This window comes from Thermophilibacter sp. ZX-H3, from assembly GCF_052599055.1.
Map to the genome: position 1 here is coordinate 24,910 of NZ_JBQXES010000006.1, position 16,865 is coordinate 41,774.

A 16,865-nucleotide genomic window follows, 5' to 3' on the forward strand; every position below is an offset into this window, starting at 1 on the left:
CTGACCAAACGGGCCTCAGATCAGGTGTCCATCCAGCCAGAACGCGTCACTCAGAAAGCAGTCTGTCCAAAACCCGTCACTCACGTCATTGGCGAGAAGAACGGACTCACCGCGGGCTCGATCCCTACAGCAGGTGCTTGCGGAGCTTCCTCAGGAACGTCTTCACGAAGTCGCGGCGCGTGCCGAAGAAGAGCCGGTCCGTCGCGTTCTCCTCGTGCGCGTCGTACCTCAGCGCCGCCAGCTCCACGCCGCAGGCGTAGTCGGCGACCTGCAGCATGCGATACTCGTCAGGCCGCGCGTCGCGATAGATGACCGCCTCGCGGGCGAGCGCGTACTCAAATCCGTCGTGCAGCGCGCGCGTCACGAGCGTCTGGCCATCGTCATAGTAGATCTTCACCAGGTCAAACCCCTGGAGGCGCTCGAAGTGGTCAAAGAGGAACTCGACGAGGTCGCGCCTCATTCTGGCGCCGAGCGAGGCACGGTCGCGAAACTCGCTCTTGCGGTACACAAACACGTGGTAGGTGAAGGGAGAGTGCTGAACGAAGGTGCTAAAGCTGGCAAGATAGGCAGCACGACGCTTTGGCTCCATCGTGGCATAGTCATCGTTACCCCGAAGCAGGGGGCTGAGGTGTAGAGGGACGTCTTCAAGCCTTCGGACAGCCAGATCGCCCTCATAGAGGCGAATCGTTCGCCCAAGATCATCTGCTTGGTCATGAAAGACAAGCGCAAGGATATAGTACTTGGACTCACCGCCCAAGTCGCCCGACTCGTCAACGAATACCGAGAGCTCCCCCACCTTCCACCGCCTCGCGATATTAAAAATGCCGGGGGGAACCCCCCGGCCCTTGATAGCCCCCTCTTACGAGACGACCAGCTTGTTTATACCACAGCCTGCTTCATGATGCAAGGTATTTCTTAGGTTATTATGTTTTAATATTAACACAATGTCATACTATATAATCTTCTCGTGCATGTCACCAGAAGCCGAGAATAGGGCACACCAAAGACACCCGGCGAGAAGAACGCGCAGCCGTAGACTCGCTACCGCCCCGCCCGGCCGCGGACCCTCCGAGCGATGGTGGCCACCAGCAGAACAAGCACCACGACCAGCAGCGCCAGCCCGCCGATGCGCAGCCAGCGCTCGGCCTCGAGCGCGGGCGAGCCGGTCGACTCCGCCGGGAGGAACGCCGCGACCACACGCTCGACGGCGCCCGGGCTCGCCTGTGCCTCGTCGTTCTCCACTCGCTCGCAGTACACCAGGTAGCGGTGCGAGGAGACGGCGTAGGGGTGGCAGGTGAAGAGCGTGACCAGGTCCCTGCCCTCTTGGACGGCAAGCGCGTCGACGTCGTCCGGCTCGATGACGCGGATCTCGCAGACCCGGTAGGTGAGCTCGTCCCAGGCCGTCGTGATGGTAATCGTGTCCCCCACCTCGAGAAGCTCGATGTCGCGGAACATCTGCACGCCGTGCCAGACCCCCCGGTGCGCCGCGATCACGCAGTTGGAAGACTCCCCGCCGACGGGCATCGAGGTCCCGGCGACCACCGCCGCGCCGAGCTCCATGTTGGCCTCGGTCGCCCCGAGGTAGATGGGCAGCGTGACGCCCATGGCCGGGATGTCGATCGAGCCCACGATGCCGTCAGGCAGGCCCATCGCGGCCAGCTCGTCGCCGGAGAAGGCGAAGGGGTCGTTCACCTCGTCGCCCGTGCCCTCGCGGACCCGCTCGCTGTACTCGACGAGCGCCTCGTAGGTGGGGTCGCCCTCCTTGGGGCGGAAGGCGTCCCCATCGTCTTCCGCGGCAGCGGAGGGATCCTCCTCGTCGGACACGGTCGCGGACGTGCGAGACTCCTCGACCACCTGCTCCACGCGCCCCTGCTCGATGACCGCCGAGACGCTCGGCGCTAGGAGCAGGCACGCGCCAATGGCGAGAAGGACGAGCGCGGCCACGAGGGGCGCCACCCCGCCCCGCTGCCTATGGGGCCCCTCGGGGTCGGGCGCCCCCTGGGCAAGGTGCCTAGCCACGGTAGCGCCTCCCGTCACGGCGACGTCCGTCACGCGGGATGACGGGCCTCACGCCCACGGCGCGCCCCGGGCCGGCCGATTCGCCGCCTCCAGGACCCTGGCCGGCGAAGTGCCTGCCCGTCGGCCTTGGCGTGGGACGACCCGCGGAGACGGGAGCGCTCCCCGAGCCGCCGCGCCCGCGTGACCACAGCTTGGACACGAGCACGTAGGCGCCGATCACCAGCGCGGCCAGGAGAAGGCCGAGAAGGACGGAGGGCAGCAGCGCCTTGTCGGGCGGCTCGGTGTAGCCAGAGGGGAAGTCGGCGTCGCCCTTGTCGAGCCACTCCGCGGGCAGCTCGCAGCGCTCCGCATGAACGAGCAGGCGGTGGGAGTTAATGCCATAGGGCGTGCAGGTGACGAGTGTGCAGAGGTCGCGGCCCTGCTCGATGACGAGGGAGTCGGTCTCGTCGGGAAGGACCACCTCGACGGAGGTGACGCGATAGGCATGATCCTCGCCGAGGACTGAGATGACGAAGTAGTCCCCCACCTCAAGCTGGTCGAGGTTGTCGAAGATCTTCATCGAGGGGAGACCGGTGTGGCCGGAGAGGACGCAGTGTGTCGACTCGCCGCCGATGGGGACGGAGGTGCCCTCGAGGTGCCCGACGCCATGCTCGAGCACGTCGGTGTCCGTGGTGTGGTAGACGGGGAGCTCGACGTGGATCTTCGGGATGTTGATGGTGGCCATCACCCCGTCGCCGGAAAGGTTCAGGACGTTGTCGTAGTCCTCGTCCGTGGGACGCTCGGCATCTGGGTCAAAGGGGTCCGTGACCACAGCACGACCGTCGAGGAGCTGCTGGTTGTAGGTGACAGCCTTCTCGCGCTCTGCGGCGAGGGTATCTTCTCTTGCCTTAGCAACTGCATCATCTGTTGCATTGATAACAGAATGCTCGCGAGCCTGATTGACGAAGTTGCTCACAAATGGATATGTGATAAACACAAAACCAAGCAACAACGCAAATAGTGCGATAAATACCCCGTGACGCGAACGACGTCTATTCATGCTCATCCCACACTCAATCTTATGACGGCATTCTATAAGCCCCTGAGAGTCAGTCAACTCTTCAGCGGCTCTTAAGGCGTTATAAATAAACAAGGGGGATTGCAAATGACCCGGCCCCAAAGCGGGGGCCGGGCCTGTTTGCATTTCAATCAACACAGGAGTGTGACGGAATTACAAACCCCTAGCTCTCCTTGCGAGAACGAACGATGAACGCGGCGGCGCCAGCGACAAGCACGACGCCCGCGGCGGTCAGAGCGACAGTGCCCATGCCACCGGTCTCGGGCAGGTCGACGCCCTCGTCCTTGGTCAGCTTCTCGTCGAGAATGTCCTTCGTCCAAGCGTAGCCCTTGTCCTTAGAGAACGTAACCGTCTCGAAGCCCTCGAGGAGCTTATAGCCCGAGGGGGCCTTGGTCTCGACGAGGTAGTAGGTCTCAGTGGGATCGAGGACGTTCACGAGCTCGATGACACCATTCTCGTTAGTCGTAAAGACGGTCTTGTCGTCGATGGTGACGATGGAGCTCTCGTCAACGGCGGTACCATCGGCGTTGAGCTCGGTGTAGAGGCTGAACTCGGCGCCGACAAGAGTGGAATCGCCCTCGGAAACAACCCCGTCCCTGTTATCGTCGCCGTACTTGGTGATCTTGAGGGAGGCAAGGTCGACAGTAACCTCATCGCCCTTGGTGTTGACGCTCGAAGTGACCTCGTTCTTGGCGCCGGCAACACCGGTTTCAGCATCGTCGTTCACGGTGCCGGAGTAGGTGATGTAGAAGTCGGCGGTATCGCCCTCAGTAATGTAGTCCTTAAGCACGGAGACATCGGCGATGTTGAATTTGAAGGTCGCACCATCGAGACCCTCGGTTACAACCTCAGCGACGTCATCAAGAACAATCTCAGTGCCGTCAACGGTGAAGAGCTTGACGTCGTTGCCGAACGTCATGCCCGTCATGGTGTCCTCGAGGTAGAAGTTGGACATGTTCTTGCTGAGGGTGAACTCAACCTTGAACTCGATCTTGGAGCCCGTGACGGCGGTGACGGTGGAGCCGTCAGCGCTCACGTCGCCCTTATCAACCGAGGTGGCAGTCTTATCGAGGGTAGAGTCGGCGCTCTTAACAGCAATCTCCTCGTCGACAGCAACCCAGTCGTTCGTATCGCCATCACGAGCGGGCTCGATGGCCACAACGATGTTCTGGTAAGTAATGCCAGGAGTAGTATCGGTGGCAGCAACATCAGCGATGTCGATGTAGTACACGCCGGGGACAAGGCCAGAGATGACAACGCCATCGGGAGTGCCAGCCTCGATCTGAGGCTGCGGGTCCATGGCAGCAACGTTGTTGTCGGTGACTGCCTGGACAAGGTCGGCGGCGCTGTTAGCAGTGCCGTCTGCCTTGACCCAAGCGTCGACAGTCGTCTGCATGCCATCGACATACTCGTAGCCAGGCACGTTGGTGGTGCCGTCGACCTTAATGGTGGCCACCTGATAGACGGTGATGTCGCTATCAACAGTGACATCCTCGCCCGTGATGGTAACGCTGCCGGTGATGACAGGGTCAAAGTCCACGAGGGCAGCCTTTGCCACGCCCGGGACGATGGCGAGGGCGGCAACGATCGCCACAAATGCGACGAGCAGCCCCCTCAGCCTGTTCTTAATGTGAGCCATTTCTCTTCTCCTTTCGCCGACTCCCCGCCGGCATTGCCCACAAATTGCTAATGAATTACCTATCAACACCATCCGGTATTACCGGATGGGAGTTGCTGATGAGACATCGCCTCTAGCCTCGGAGCAGGCTCTTCCTTCTCGCCAGGTAAGCCATGCCGAGGACGACTGACGCAATGCCAACCGACATCATGAGGATTGCGCCAGAAGAGCCCGAAGATGGGAGGTCGGGCAACGGAGTGTTGGCAACCCTAAGATAGAAACAATTTGCAATCGCCTCACTGCCAGGTTCATCTGGGTTGCCGCTCTCGTAAGCGAGATCGAGCTGGTTCCAATCATCATGCGAATTCATAACCGAGATAGACCCGTTGCTAACCTTCAACTTGATCTCGACCTGCTGATCTGGCGACTCACTCTGATAGCCAGACGGGAATCTAGTTTCAGTCAGAGTGTACTCACCATTCTCCAGACCGAAAAAGTAGAGAATGCCCTGGTCATTAGTCGACTGTTTACCTTCATCGAGCTTGCTTTCATCAGACGGTGTCGACGTTTTATAAGCCACGACCGAATTACCCTCAGAATCCGTCAGGGAAAAGTAAGCTCCGGAAAGCCTCTCGTCGGTCACCTTATCGACCTTCACAATTTGCAGTCCGAGTGGCTGATAGCTGTTGGTGAAGTTGACCGTGTGATAGGGAACGAGTGCGCGACTCGATGCTTGCGCGCTTCCATCGTGTACGGGGCCGTACGCATCGAAAGTAGCAATCAGCTCGTTATCGCTCCATGCGCCTTCGGAGCCATCACGGGTCGCCTGATACACCGCCAGGTGAAGAATATCGGCTCCGTCTTCCTGAACAATCGTCGGAACAAGCTGGATGCGATACTGCGTGGTGTCAAAAACGTACTCAGACTCGCTCTTATGCGTACCGTCATAGTCATCGCTCAAGCCCACTTCGGAGATGACATACTCATACGTCTTGCCCGCATCGTCCTTCGTGAAGGTCAGGCGGTCCTGCGTAACCGGATCGCCTCCAAAGTTGAAGAGGGAATCGCTCTCCTCGCCGGCTTCTGCGGTGGTGTTGCCATTGTTGAACGTAATCTCCGTGCCCTGCCATCCGGCTTTGCTAGCTGCCTCCTCGGCACTCACCGCGGTATCTCCCTCGCCGGTCGCCTGAGCCTCGATCTTGAACTCGAACATGTTCTCATCAAGGTCAAGCCCGTTGAGGGTCTTGGTGATACCGATCCCCATGGGGGCGGTCACGGGCACGACTTGGTACGCGTTGATCACGTGAGCGATATAGGAGATCTGATCACCGTCGCTATGCTCGATCGTCACGGTCACAGGCTCAGTTGACGGCTCCGTCTTATCTGTGCCCACCTGGACGGCATACTTCGGATCCTTGAACTCATCGCTCGTAAACGGAGTGCCATCTGCGTTGACCTCTTCGACCTTGAAGGTGGCACCCAAGGCAACGTCAAGGATGACGATCTCCTGGTTTGCTTTGAGTTCGATGATGCCGCTTTCCGGCATGGCCTGGGTCTCACCCACGCCCTCACCGATGGTGCGCACGTAATACTGTGCACCCGTCACCGCGTTACCGTCGGCATCGGTCACCTTGACGTAGAACGTATCGTCGGGCGTCGAGTTGTCTTCCATGTGCTTCTGGATAGAGAAAGAATACTTGTCCTTCGCCGTAAACCTGTTGCGCACGACCATACGCGCACTTCTATCCACGCGGACAGGCTTCGACTTACCAATCAAGCTGGGATCGGTCTGCTCATCTCCGGAATCATCAATAAGATCCGTATTCTGGAGATCGAACTCATAATCATCAGAATAGCCGTCGGCACCCGTCTCGGTCACCTTGTACCAGGTGTTGGCGCGGATTTTATGGGCCTCAGCGTCTCCCTCGTGCTGCACGGCTCCCGTCAGCTGTGCAACCTGATCATGCTTCAGCGTAAAGGTGCCGTCTTCGTTGGTTTGCCCAGTAACTTGCACGCCATTCTCGTCATAAATCGGGTTTCCGTCCAAATCGAAGAGCTTGTACTCACCGACGTACGTCGACCAGGGACCATTCTCGGAATCGGCGGTATCGACCTTCATGGTGAACTCGGCGTTTACGAAGTCGGCTGTGTTGGTGTCGGTGACCTGCTTGCCTACCTCGATCGTGCCATCGGGTACAGTCGGCATGTTGAAGCGGATACGGCAATTGGAACCGCCGTTACCGCGCTCCAAGTAGTAGAACTTGATGGTGTGCGTGCTGTAGTCGGACCCGTCCCACTCTTCACCAGCAGCTTCGAAGATATCGGCGATGCTCTTAGTCTCAATCGCCTGACCCCTGTTCGTCGCGTTGACGATCACCTCGCCGGTGGCAAAGTTGATCGAACCGTTATAGGCATCGTGGATGCCACCGAGGTCGAGCACGAGCACGTCGTCGATGAAGACCCACACGTCGTCATCGCCCGTGAAGTCGAAGACCATCTCTTCGCCGTTGACCTGACCGTCCTTGGGCATATAGAACGTCTTGGTGAAGTCCATGCCGAAGGAGTAGTTCTCTTCACCGTTGATGTTGTAACCGGTTGCCGCGGGGTCAGACTGATGCCAACGACCGTAGTCGTCGTAATATCCCCATTCATACTTAGGATTCCAAAATCCACCAGTTTGATGCTGTTCCAGAACGTTACCACTGCTGTCGTACGTGCTCGTTTCATTGGTCAAACTGTTGAACGGCAGAAACTGCGGCAGCGAAGGAGCGATGCTACCGTTGTCACCATACTCGTCGAAGCGCGGATAGTCCGAGCGCACGAACGAATTGCTGTCCTCGTCGTAATACGCGTAGTTCTCGCTGCTGTCGTAGACGTAGTAGCCCTCACTGTCCAGACGGAACAGACCGGTCACGTTGTCATAGCTTGTAACGCCGGACGTCCCGAGCTCGGACTGGAACAGATATGCCAGGCTCTCGTTACGATTGCTTGCAAGGTACGGATACCCGGTATCGCCAATCGTGCTGGCAACGATACCCTGATACACACCGCCGTTGCTACCAGTCCAAGCGTTGATATTCTCTCCAGCTTGACCACCGACACTGCCGAATTTCAGAGTATGCCCTTCGTTGATGTCAGGGTTCTCCCTGCTGTAATCGTGCAGGTTGATCGTCATGTCGCTGCCGTCGCCGACAGCACGTCCCTGGACGGAAAGCGGCACGACTTCATCCGATGTGAACTCCTCCGACGCCTCCATCACATCGCTCTCGCTCGACTTAGCTCCAGACCATACGACGGTAAAAACGGAGAGATCGCTTACCGTGAACTCAGCATCGACGGTGGCGTCGTCCTGGACGGCGACGGTGCCCTCGGTGGCGTCGGCGCCGTCGGCCACGGCCTCGACGTCAGAGACGGTACCGTCCTCGGCCTCGGCGAGGTGGTGGACGGCGAGGTCCTCGGCACCCTCGGGCACGGAGCCCTCGGGAAGCTCGAAGCGGACACTCACGGCCTCGGTCGGCTCGATCTCGTTGCCATCGGCATCTGTGAAGTAGACGTCGAAGGCGGCGAAGCCGTCGTAGGAGGCCTCGGCCTCGTCGAGCTCGTCCGTGACCACCTGAACGTCCTCGTCGGACGTGACGGGGTCAACGTGGAGCGCCGCGCCATCGGGAAGCGCGCCCTGGGGAGCGCTGACGCTCACCTTAACGCCGTCCTCGGTGGTCGCCTCATAGCTCGTCGCCGAAGTCATCGCGCTTGCCGCCATCGCGACCGTCGAGGTCACGCCCATGACCGCCAGAGTCGCAACGACCATCACGACCACCAGCGAGGCGACCCTCCTCAACGCCGTTCTTCTCGGTACCTTCATCCGCCTACCTCCATGCCTTTGGAGCGCCAATGCGTCCATGCTTCATTGCGTGTCATAAATCGAGACGCATTTTTGAATCACATGTAGGCAAGTTTAGGGTTGGTTGAGGGCTAATCTCTTTTCCTGTTTTATGATAGGGGGTACCGAAATCGCATCATATTCGCAATATTATAGGGAGGGGGTACGTATATTTCGAAACAGCATTCTCATGCTGCGGATATCGACTGGTTCTTCTCGCCGAGAACCAGCGTTCCTATGAGAGCGCTGAGCTGGAATAACGCATCCGTGCACGTTATTCGCCTCACGCCACCTCCACCATTCTGCTGAGAGGGGGTATTTCTTTCACTCACGAGATTTTTACACGCCCGCGATTGACACCACGGTCAGAGCATTATCAAATGTTATAACTACGACCTGAGGGACGTCAGTCCTCGGGCCACACTTCGTCCACCACCGTGTAGACGTTGGCAAGCTGAGCGCCGTTCTCCGCGTGGACGGGCTCGGAGAGCACGATGCCCTCTCGGCGCATGCGGGAGAGCAGCCGGTCGACGGTCTTCTCGTTTCTCCCCAGGGCAAGCGCGATCTTTGCCTTGGAGCAGGGCCTGCCCGCGTGCCGCTCGATGAACTCGATGATCTGCGCCTCCGTGGGCGTAAGTCGGACGGGCCCGTTTGCCGTCATGCGGATGCGCTTGGAGCGCCGCTCGCGCCGCGGCCGGTCGCTCATGCGCCCACCGTCGCGGGCGTCCTTCGCCGCATCGCGCTCGGCGCCCTCGACGGGCACGCCGCCCCGAGGGGCAGCCCCGCCCCACTGAACCTTGCTTGCGCCGATGCGCGCCATGAGCCACGTCCCTCCACCCAAGTTCTATCACTTGGCGACGGGCCGACGACGAGGCCGGGCGACCGCCGCCCCCCTACGTTACGGAGGGAACGCGGCAGCAAGATTGCGCAACATTGCATCGGGGCAGCTCACGTGCGGGCAGCACACGCGGAGCCCACGGATTTGGTGCCTGGGGGCATCGCGCTGCAGAGGGAACGCCCCGTCCGACCAACGCGTTCTTCTCGCCCTGCGCCCGCTCGTCAGTCGAGCGGCTGCGGCTCTTCAACCACCTCGTAGACGTTGGCGAGCTGCGCGCCGTTCTCCGCGTGGACGGGCGTGGATATGACGATGCCCTCCCGGCGCATGCGGGAGAGCAGACGATCGACGGTCTTCTCGTTGCGGCCCAGCACGGCCGCTATCTGCGCCTTGGAGCAGGGCTTTCCCTCGTGCCGCTCGATGAACTCGATGATCCTTGCCTCAGTGGGGGTAAGGCGGACGGGCCCCGCGGCGGTCATGCGGATGCGCTTGGCACCGCGCGCGCCCCGCGGCCTCCGCGTGTCGGCGGCCCCGCGCGCCTGGGTGGCGTCCTCGGGTCCGGGCGTCATCTCCAGGGGTTTATCCGGTGAGGAACCCCCCCCCCACTGCACTTTTTTCGCCCCTATGCGCGCCATCCTGCGCCCTTCCCGTCACGTGCCCGACCAATCAGAGCCTAGCCCTCTGGTCGCGCAAGCCACATTGTTCCAATCATTGCGGAAAGTGTACGGGGCGAGCGGGGGCGCGTCCGCGCAAGGCGTTGCGCAATCCGCGGCGCGCCATCAAACCGTCATCATTTCGTGGGGAGGGGGTCTGACGCGTGGGTGCCGGCTATCGGGCCTTGGTGGATGCACTGGAGGCAGCCCGCCCAGGACTCGGTCTCGAACTCCCTGCAGATGCGGTCGATGTCCTCGTCCGTGAGGACTTTGCCGTTTGCCAGCTTGTATTCGGCCATGTCATCCCCCATTCGTTCTACAAGCGCCTTGTACCATTAAGCCACGTCCCTGTCCGAGCGCCTCTTGTGGACACTCTCATCGTCCACAAATTCGGACACACAGCGGCATCGCAGGAACAAATGGACAGCTAAAAAAACTAGGGCGCATCCGTCTATGCGGACACGCCCTTACAAAACCGAGACGGTTTTTTCATCTGTTCTCAGTCTCTGTCGCCGGGAGCCAGATGTCAACTAGCCTCAGTATGAAATCGAAAAACGACACGAGAGACCCATCCTTCGGGCAGAGCGGTTCTACCTGAGAAAACGCATCCCTCACGTCCATCATCAGTGCGGCATGTCGATGCCTTGTTGAGCTCCTTACGCAGAATCTGTACGACGCGTAGAGGGACGCGGCGATCTGGGCAACTCGCAGGTTATGCATCTTAGCCCGCCGTGCCTTTGTGTTTCTTATCCCGTGGGCTCCCATGGATGCAAGCAGAACGGCCGGCGGCGAATACCCTGCCCTCTGAGCGGATGCCTGAAAGCCGTTAATTATGCAGCTATTATGACATGCCGCATTCCGGAGGGACTTCACGCTCTTGAGGACATAATGCACTCCCAACATCTCATTGTCATTCCACCTGCGAGCGCAGAACAGCCACAGGTCGCAGAGCATGCCGAAATCAACCGCCTCAAGGAAAACCCAGAGCGGGTAGCCATTCTCATAGCGAGCGATGAGGTCGCCCGTATACTCATCATGGGATGCGCCCTTTCGAGCCCTGCGGCTTAGTCCTGAGCTTATCCTCTGCCTTTCTCGGCCTCTCAGGTCAGAGACATAGTCGTGAACTAAGTCGTAGCCATTCTCCCCTTGCCCGCTTGCCCTATCGAGCAGTTCGACTCGAGCAAAGTGCTCGACGTCAAGGGTAATCTCACGCAGTGCAGAGCGAAGAACGCGATCAGCAGACGACAGTCTGACGAGTGCTCCGAAGTCTAGCCCGATGTAGCTCCCCGCCCGCTCACCCGAAGAGCGCATGGGATATAGCTTGCGGTAACACGCCGCACGAAGGTAATTGTTCGCATGGGCAAGATAGTCTGCGGCCTCCTCATCGCTACAGAGGTTGAAGGTCACTCCTCTCGACTTGAGGTGCTCTATCTGCTGATTCACGGTAAGCAGAGGCTTTGATTGGTTTTTCTCACTGCTCGGCATGGCATCTCACCTCCCCAGGGTGCGAGCGTAGCACCCGGGGCGGCAGAGGTGTCTTCCCAGTTGCTGACGCGTTGCTGCGCCCGCAGGTCAGTGCGGGTTTGGGGAACCGCGAGCCATGGTTCTTCTCGGCGGGTGGCGGGAATGCGGGGATGGGCGGGGTACAGGGGCTCGCCGCGTCGCGGGGTGCGTCGTCTCTCCCCCGCGGAGTGCTTGTGCGGGGGATTCGCGACGGAACACGCGGGAGGAACGTCGCCTCTCCCCCGCGGAGCGGCCGGGCGGGGGATTCGCGACGGAACGCGCGGGAGGAACGTCGCCTCTCCCCCGCAGAGCTGCCGTGCGGGGGCTTGGCGACAAACCGCGGGCCGGAAACGTCGCCGGGGCCCCGCACACCCACTCCGCGGGGGCCCGGCGACGTTCTACAGGGCCAATCTGTCGCAAATCCCCCGCACGTCAGCTCCGCGGGGCCAACACGACACAGTCGGGATCACCCCGTGTTCTGCAGGCCGGCCGCCACGCCGGAGACGGTGCAGAGGATGAGGTAGGTGAGGGCGTCGCGCTCCTCGGGCGTGAGGTCGCCCGCGCGCAGGCGCCGCAGCGCGAGGGCCTGCGTCACAGAGAGCACGTTCACGAACGGCAGGCGCATGCGGATCACGGGCCCGAGCACGCGGCGGTGCTCGAGCGGCCAGGCGTCGCCCACGATGGCGAGCACCCAGCGGCGGGTGAGCGCCATCTCGTCCAGGACCTTCTCGGCGAGGTCAGAGCGGTCGCCGAGCGAGAGGTAGAGCCGTGCGATGCGCTCGTCGGTCTTGGAGAGCGACATCTCGACGTTGTCCACGAACGTGGTGAAGAGGGGCCACTCGGCGTAGGCCTCGCGCAGGCGGTCGAGGTCGCCCAGGCGCTCGCACGCGGTGCCCAGGCCGAACCACGCGGCCAGGTTGATGCGCGCCTGGCTCCACGAGAAGATCCACGGGATGGCGCGCAGGTCGTCGAGGGAGGTGGCGCCGAGGCCGCGCTTCGCGGGGCGCGACCCGATGGGCAGGAGGCCCACCTCGGTGAGCGGCGTCACCGTGGAGAACCACTCCGCGAAGCCGTCCGTGTGCAGGAGGTCGAGGTACTTCTCGCGCGAGGCGGCGTCGAGCGTGCGCGCGAGCTCCGCGTACTTCTCGGTGGCCTCGGTGTTGACCCAGTCGATGGAGGGCGCGGACTGCAGCAGCGTGGCGCCTGCGACGGACTCCACGTGGCGACGCGCGAGCGTGGGGTCGCCGTAGCGGGCGAAGATGACCTCGCCCTGCTCCGTGAGCTTGAAGCGGCAGTTCACCGAGCCCGAAGGCTGGGAGAGCACCGCGCGGTTGGCGGGCCCGCCGCCGCGCCCGACCGCGCCGCCGCGGCCGTGCATGAGGACGAGGTCGATGCTGTTCTCGTCCGCCCAGCGCGCGATGGCGGCCTGCGTGGCGTGCAGGACGAGCGTGGCGGAGGTGGGGCCGGCGTCCTTGGAGGAGTCGGAGTAGCCGAGCATGACCTCGAGGCGGCGGCCCGTCTGCTCCAGGCGGCGCTGGACCTCGGGGAGGCGAATCATCTCGTCGAGCGTGGCGACGGCGTTCTCCAGGTCCTCGGCCTGCTCGAAGAGCGGGATGACGTCGAGCACGGGGACGTCGGCCTCGTGCGCGAAGGCGAGGTGCGCCAGGCGGTAGACGTCCGCCACGTTCTGCGCGGACTTGGTGAAGGAGATGATGTAGCGGCGCGCGGCGTCCACGCCGTTCTTGCGCTGGATCTGCCCGATGGCGCGGAAGGTGTCCAGCACCTCGCGCGTCATGGGCTGGAGCTCGCCGCGCTCGCCCCAGCGTCCGTGCTCGCGGATGTCCTCGAGGGCGCGCGTGTGCACGACGGAGTGCTGGCGGAACTCCATCTCAACGAGGTGGAAGCCGAAGGTCTCGGCCTGCCAGATGAGCTTCTGCAGGGGCCCGTAGGCCGTGCGAACGGCACCCGCCTTGGCGAGCGAAAGCTGGACCACGCGCAGGTCGGCGATGTAGGCGCGCGCGTCGGGGTACATGATGTCCGCGGTGCGCCCGATGGTGGCGCGCAGGCGCTCGGCGATGACGAGCATGCACGCGCGGTGGAGCTCGCTCGCGGAGACCTCGAGCGCGCGGGCGGTGATGGCCTCGCTCATCTCCATCTGGTGGTTCCAGAGGTTGACGAGCTGGTCGGAGGGCGGCGTGGACGCGGCGTCGAGCGTGAGGTTGCGGCCCGTCGCACGCGTGGCCTCGGCGAGGGCCTCGAGCACGTGGGCGCGGAACTTCTCGGCGACCTGGCGGCTCACGCGGGCGGTGACGTTGGGGTTGCCGTCGCGGTCGGAGCCGATCCAGCTGCCGGGGTGGAAGAACGCCGGGCAGACGGGCGGCACGGTGCCGGCGCGCTCGCCGAGCTCCCAGTCGTCGAAGCGGCGATAGACCTCGGGCACCATGTCGAAGAGCGTGTTGTCGAAGATGTCGATGATGGTGTCGGCCTCCTCGACGGGCGTGGGCTTCTTGTGCGCGATCGGCGAGGTGCGGAAGAGCGCGTCGATCTCCTGCAGGAGGCAGCGCTCGTTCTCCGCGAGCGCGATCCCCGCGAGGCCCTGCCGCGCAGCGAGAAGCCCGGCGATGCGGCGGATCTTGCCCTCGACGGCCTTGCGGCGCGCCTCGGTGGGGTGCGCGGTGAAGACCGGGCGGAACTCCAGACGGTTGAGCAGGGCGATGGCCTTGCCGCGTCCGCACTCGTCCACGAGCTGGCGATAGGCGACGGTGATGTCGTTGATGGGATCCTCGTCCGCCGTGGTGGGCACGGCGCTCTCGCGGCTGCGCAGCGACTCCACGCGGTAGTTCTCCTCGCAGATGTTGGCGAGGTGGAAGTACGCCGTGAAGGCGCGCATGATGATGGTGGCGCGCTCCTCGTCCAGGCCGTCGATGATGCGCTCGAGGTCGGAGAAGGCGGCGCGCTCGCCCTCGGTCTCCTCCGCCTCGTCCGCGTTGGCGCGGATCGCGTCGGCGAGAAGGACGTCGAAGGTGGCGCGCACCTCGGGGTCGAACTCCTCGAGCACCTTGCGGACCAGGCGGAGGAACAGGGCCATGTTCTCCGCGATGCTCTCGGGGAGGTCGACGCCGGAGAGCGCCTGGCGCGCGGAGTCGGTGGCGGCGCGGACGGCGTCGGCCAGCTCCGGGGAGGCGGGCATGATAGCGGACGGGCTCTCGGGCGAGAGGTTCTTCTCGGCCAACGTGTCTCCTTTGACGGGCGGGCGGTACACGTGCGATGCGTATCCACCATAGCGTGAGTGGGGGCCCGGCGAGAAGACCGCGCAAGAAAGACCCATGGGGGAAACGCGTTGTTCACGCGGGGCGGGCGGGGGCGCGGGTGGGTGGCGGCTGGCGGTCGGCGGCTGGCGGCTGGCGCTCAGTTCCGGAACTGAGCGACAATCGGGGCCTGAGGCTCGGGCTGAGGCCTAGCCCCTCTCGCCTGACCGCGGCCTTGCCTGCTCGGGTTGTGCGCAGTTCCGGAACTGAGTACAGCCCCGTGCTCAGTTCCGGATTTGAGTACAGCCCCGTGCTCAGTTCCGGATTTGAGTGCCGTTCGGCATGCGTAATCTGGGCTTGCGACCAGACATCCATGCTCGGCCGCGACTCCAGGCGCCCGGCTGGCACGCAGTTCCGGATTTGAGCGCCGCGCTGTACGCAGTTCCGGATTTGAGCGCGGGGGCATCGGGGCCGCCCGCCAGCGCAGGGGTCAGCCAGACGGCGGCGCGGCGCGCTTTACATTCCCGTCACGGCAGGACGCTACAATCGTAGGGCGAGAAGAGCCCTGAAAGGAAACAAGTCGTCCATGCCACGCAACCCGTTCAAGCGCCACGAGGTCACGCCCGTGCGACCCGCAAACCAGACGCCCAAGACGCCGCGCTATGGCGTGGTGGTGAAGGGCCGCAAGCGGAAGCGCCCGCCCAAGGCGGCGGCCGACAGGCAGCCCGGGTTTCTCGCCCGCGTGGCCAACGACTGGTGGAACCGCCTCATCGGAGCCGTCTTCGGCGGCACCTTCTCGAGCGAGACCGAGCAGTACCTCGCCCACCAGACCAAGCGCGACTACGTGTGCAACACCCTGGGGCAGGCCGCCTGGGGCATGCTGTTCCCGCTGCTCACAATGATCGCCACGTGGTTCGTGGGCGCCGAGCAGGCAGGCCTCTTCTCGATGGCCTTCACCGTGGGAACGCTGCTGCTGTTCCTCGCCAACTACGGGGTGCGCACCTATCAGGTCTCCGACCTCGACGAGATGCAGACGTTTCTGGACTACCAGGTCAACCGCATCATCACGTGCGCGCTCATGCTGCTTGTGGGATGGCTGTGGTGCCAGTTCCGCGGATATGACGGCTACATGTTCTCCATCTGCATGGGCGTGCTCGTCTTCCGCGCGGTCGACGGCCTGGCCGACGTCTACGAGGGGCGCCTGCAGCAGGCGGACAAGCTCTACCTGGCGGGGCTCTCCCAGGCGGCGCGCTGCGTGCTGGGGATCGTGGTCTTCTTCGTGGTCCTGCTCGTGACGCGCAACCTTGCGTGGGCGAGCTGGGGGCTCGCCGTGGGCGGCGTGGCGTCGCTGCTGCTGCTCTCCCTGCCGCTTGCCTTCTTCGAGACGGAGCGGTCGCTCCCGGCGAGCTTTCGCGGCGTGAGGGAGCTCTTCGTCCAGTGCTTCCCGCTGTTCCTCGCGCTCTTCCTCTACAACCTCATCGACTCCGTGCCCAAGTTCACGATGGAGGGCGCGCTCAGCTACGACAACCAGCTCTACTACAACGCCATGTACTTCCCCGCCCACTCCATCCTCATGGCGGCGGGCTTCATCTACAAGCCGCAGCTCGTCCGCCTGGCCCGCATCTGGGACGACCCCGAGAAGCACCGGCGCTTCGACCTGCTGGTCCTGGCCATGATGGGCGTGATCGCGCTCATCTCCGGCGGCATGGCGCTCGTGATGGGCACGGTGGGCATCCCGGTGATGAGCTTCATGTACGGGATCGACTTCGAGCAGTTCCGCAGCCTCTGCCTCGTGATGGTGGCGACGGGCGGCGTCTGCGCGTGCATCGACTTCCTCTATCAGATCATCACGGTGCTCCGGGCGCAGGAGCAGGTCTCGAGGCTCTACCTCATCGCCATCGCCTTTGCCGTGCCGGTCTCGATGCTGCTGGTCAACTTCGCCGGGCTCGCGGGCGCCGTGGTCTCGAGCCTCGTCTCCATGGCCATCCTGCTGGTGCTGCTCGTGACGGAGTACTTCACCATCCGCAAGCGCATGGCGGGAGGGCGCTAGGC

General features: G+C 62.8%; 11 protein-coding genes. 1 reads left to right on the forward strand and 10 read right to left on the reverse strand.

Going from position 1 to position 16,865, the window contains the following annotated elements; genetic code table 11:
• Positions 1 to 124: 124 nt before the first annotated feature.
• The 10 genes from ACULPM_RS03610 to ACULPM_RS03655 form a co-directional block, all read right to left on the reverse strand.
• On the reverse strand, positions 125 to 796 hold the full coding sequence (locus ACULPM_RS03610; protein WP_445331670.1) for a DUF3800 domain-containing protein: 672 nt from the start codon (positions 794 to 796) through the stop codon (positions 125 to 127).
• A 245-nt stretch (positions 797 to 1,041) separates the two neighbouring features.
• Entirely contained in the window at positions 1,042 to 2,019 is a 978-nt protein-coding gene (locus ACULPM_RS03615; protein WP_445331669.1) for a class C sortase, read from the reverse strand.
• Positions 2,012 to 3,064, reverse strand: coding sequence for a class C sortase (locus ACULPM_RS03620; protein WP_445332317.1), 1,053 nt, complete (start codon positions 3,062 to 3,064; stop codon positions 2,012 to 2,014). The genes ACULPM_RS03615 and ACULPM_RS03620 overlap by 8 nt, the downstream gene beginning before the upstream one ends.
• Before the next feature lie 175 nt (positions 3,065 to 3,239).
• Complete coding sequence (locus tag ACULPM_RS03625) at positions 3,240 to 4,715, reverse strand: SpaA isopeptide-forming pilin-related protein (RefSeq protein WP_445331667.1); 1,476 nt, start codon at positions 4,713 to 4,715, stop codon at positions 3,240 to 3,242.
• Positions 4,716 to 4,827: 112 nt separating this feature from the next.
• Complete coding sequence (locus tag ACULPM_RS03630; RefSeq protein ID WP_445331666.1) at positions 4,828 to 8,556, reverse strand: SpaA isopeptide-forming pilin-related protein; 3,729 nt, start codon at positions 8,554 to 8,556, stop codon at positions 4,828 to 4,830.
• A 424-nt stretch (positions 8,557 to 8,980) separates the two neighbouring features.
• Positions 8,981 to 9,394 carry a hypothetical protein gene (locus ACULPM_RS03635; protein ID WP_445331665.1) on the reverse strand — a complete coding sequence of 138 codons (414 nt, stop codon included), beginning with the start codon at positions 9,392 to 9,394 and terminating at the stop codon, positions 8,981 to 8,983.
• Between the two features lie 239 nt (positions 9,395 to 9,633).
• Entirely contained in the window at positions 9,634 to 9,978 is a 345-nt protein-coding gene (locus ACULPM_RS03640) for a MarR family transcriptional regulator (RefSeq protein ID WP_445331664.1), read from the reverse strand.
• A gap of 221 nt (positions 9,979 to 10,199) precedes the next feature.
• The gene (locus ACULPM_RS03645) at positions 10,200 to 10,361 is read right to left on the reverse strand and encodes a hypothetical protein (protein ID WP_445331663.1); all 162 of its coding nucleotides are present in this window, start codon (positions 10,359 to 10,361) and stop codon (positions 10,200 to 10,202) included.
• A gap of 190 nt (positions 10,362 to 10,551) precedes the next feature.
• The gene (locus ACULPM_RS03650; protein ID WP_445331662.1) at positions 10,552 to 11,547 is read right to left on the reverse strand and encodes an Abi family protein; all 996 of its coding nucleotides are present in this window, start codon (positions 11,545 to 11,547) and stop codon (positions 10,552 to 10,554) included.
• A 484-nt stretch (positions 11,548 to 12,031) separates the two neighbouring features.
• Complete coding sequence (locus ACULPM_RS03655; RefSeq protein WP_445331690.1) at positions 12,032 to 14,755, reverse strand: phosphoenolpyruvate carboxylase; 2,724 nt, start codon at positions 14,753 to 14,755, stop codon at positions 12,032 to 12,034.
• A gap of 644 nt (positions 14,756 to 15,399) precedes the next feature.
• Here ACULPM_RS03655 and ACULPM_RS03660 point away from each other — a divergent pair.
• Positions 15,400 to 16,863, forward strand: coding sequence for a lipopolysaccharide biosynthesis protein (locus ACULPM_RS03660; protein ID WP_206109104.1), 1,464 nt, complete (start codon positions 15,400 to 15,402; stop codon positions 16,861 to 16,863).
• Positions 16,864 to 16,865: the final 2 nt, after the last annotated feature.